This is a genomic window from Calditrichota bacterium (genome assembly GCA_016867835.1).
Classification (GTDB): Bacteria; Electryoneota; AABM5-125-24; order Hatepunaeales; family Hatepunaeaceae; genus VGIQ01.
Map to the genome: position 1 here is coordinate 1 of VGIQ01000205.1, position 2,207 is coordinate 2,207.

Consider the following 2,207-nt stretch of genomic DNA (forward strand, 5'->3'; position numbering starts at 1 on the left):
GGCACGCATCAGTTCAGATTCTTCACTTCGTTCAGAATGACATCGGGAGGCGGAGTGACATCGGGAGGCGGGATGCCATCGGGAGTCTATTTCCTCCGCTTTCAGTCCGGCTCCCACATCCGCACCGTCAAAGCCGTTTTGATGCAATAGTCCTAAAATTGCTCGAGAAACCGCAGGTCGCTCTCATAGAAGAGCCGGATATCATCGACGCCATACCGGAAAATCGCGATCCGCTCCAGCCCCATCCCAAAAGCCCAACCGGTATAGACCTCCGGGTCGATCCCGCACTCCGCCAGCACCTTCGGGTGCACCATTCCGGCCCCCGCCATCTCGATCCAGCCCGACTGCTTGCAAATCCGGCAGCCCCTCCCGCTGCAGAAGAAACAACTGACATCGACCTCCGCTCCCGGCTCAACGAACGGAAAGAACGACGGCCTCAGTCGAATGTTAACATTCGCACCGAACAGCGCGCGGTAGAAGGCGAGCACCGTCCCCTTCAAATCGGCGAAATCGACGCCTTCATCGACATAAAGCCCTTCCACTTGCATAAAGACTGGCGAATGGGTCGCATCCGGCTTGTCATTGCGATACGTACGGCCCGGCGCGATGATCCGGATCGGCGGCTTCTGCCGCTTCATCACCCGAATCTGCACCGGCGAAGTGTGCGTCCGCAGCAAGTATCGCCCCTCGGTCGGATGCGGAGGCAGGTCGAGATAGAAGGTGTCGGTCAGCCCGCGCGACGGATGGTCGGGCGGCGAATTGAGCGCGTCGAAGTTGTAGTATTCGGTCTCCACATCCGGCCCGTCTTCAACCGCAAAGCCGAGCCCATGGAAGATGTCGATCACCTCCTCCATCACCAGCGTCAAGGGGTGAAGCCCGCCGCGGTAGTCGGACAGTCCCGGCAGCGTCAGATCGACACGCGCTTCCTCGACCGGCTGGGCAAACCGCGTCGTTAGGTCCTTGATTCGGGCAGCTACCTCCTGTTTCAGTTCGTTGAGCGCGGCGCCGAACGCCTTCCGGTCCTCTGGCGGAATCTCATTCATCCGGTCGAATTGCGTCGAAATCAAACCCTTACGTCCAAGCCAGGCGATCTTGAGCGTCTCCACCCCCGAAGCATCGGCAATAGCCGTCGCATCGGTTTCAAACTGCGCCTTCAAAGGGCTGAGGTCGATCATCAGAACATCCCCGGCAATCCGCCGGTCGCCTTCGACATCAACGCTTCAGCACGCTTCGCAGCCTCCCCGTGCGCCTGATTGACCGCGGCCAGAATCAGGTCCTCGAGGGTCTCGACATCACTCGGATCGACCGCCGCCGGATCGATCTTTATCGTCAAGAGGTCGTGCTTGCCATTGACCTTGGCAACCACCGCGCCGCCGCCAGCCGAGCCTTCGGCTTCAAGCAACGCAATCTCCTCTTGGGCGCGCGCAATGTTCGCCTGCGCTTTCTGCGCCTCTTTAAGGAGTTTCTGCATGTTGCCCATCCCTCCCATCCCGCCTCCGAATCCACCTTTCAAGTGAATATCTCCCTGTTTAGTTCTCTTCTGTTTCCTGTGCAATAAAGAGTGCCATTTTATGGTACATATCATGCTGAACCAAGTGAAGCATCTCGTCCTGAAGAAAAGCATCCCAAACGAGATCCTTCACTTCGTTCAGAATGACAATATTGGATGCTCCTTTTAGCATTAATCAGTGCAGAAAAGAGCCGCCTTGGAGGGCGGACATTCCTGTCCGCCCTTGCAATATCGGGCTTCAACTCAGGGCGGACAGGAATGTCCGCCCCCCAAGAACGGCAACAATAACATGCACCCATTAATAAGGACAGGCAGGAAAGCCTGCCCTACTGGACGATACCGCAATAGAATGCATAGCCTAATAGCATGAACTTCACGCAATGTGCAAAAATAATAGTCCTTTAGTCCTTACTATCGAAGCAAGAGCGCCTTCGCAAGCGCACTTTGCGACTTGCCGGAAGACGTTCGGTATAGGACCGATACGATATAGATTCCAGTCGGAAGTTCTGCAGTATCAATAACGAATGAGACCTCGTCCTGCTGCCGGAAGGAGATGGATCTGTCTGATACCATTCGACCTGCTATATCCATAAGACGCACCCGGCACTCGCCAGTTTGAATTTCCCTAATTCGGACATTTAACACTGCATTGAAGGGGTTGGGATGCAACGACAGATTGATCACTTTTGGGTAAGTC

General features: G+C 55.8%; 3 protein-coding genes. All 3 read right to left on the reverse strand.

Annotated elements, in window-relative coordinates:
- Positions 1–152: 152 nt before the first annotated feature.
- The gene (gene pheS, locus FJY67_12135) at positions 153–1,178 is read right to left on the reverse strand and encodes a phenylalanine--tRNA ligase subunit alpha (protein MBM3330193.1); all 1,026 of its coding nucleotides are present in this window, start codon (positions 1,176–1,178) and stop codon (positions 153–155) included.
- Positions 1,175–1,585: a YbaB/EbfC family nucleoid-associated protein gene (locus FJY67_12140; protein MBM3330194.1), complete on the reverse strand. Its 411-nt coding sequence runs from the start codon at positions 1,583–1,585 to the stop codon at positions 1,175–1,177. Before FJY67_12140 ends, pheS begins: the two co-directional genes overlap by 4 nt.
- A gap of 336 nt (positions 1,586–1,921) precedes the next feature.
- Positions 1,922–2,207, reverse strand: a 286-nt coding sequence (locus FJY67_12145) for a T9SS type A sorting domain-containing protein (protein ID MBM3330195.1), incomplete at its 5' end; no start/stop codon positions are given.

What these genes read in the sequence shown, in the direction of transcription:
- FJY67_12140 (MBM3330194.1), bottom strand. Translation starts at nt 1,585, where the DNA reads ATGATATGTACCATAAAATGGCACTCTTTATTGCACAGGAAACAGAAG.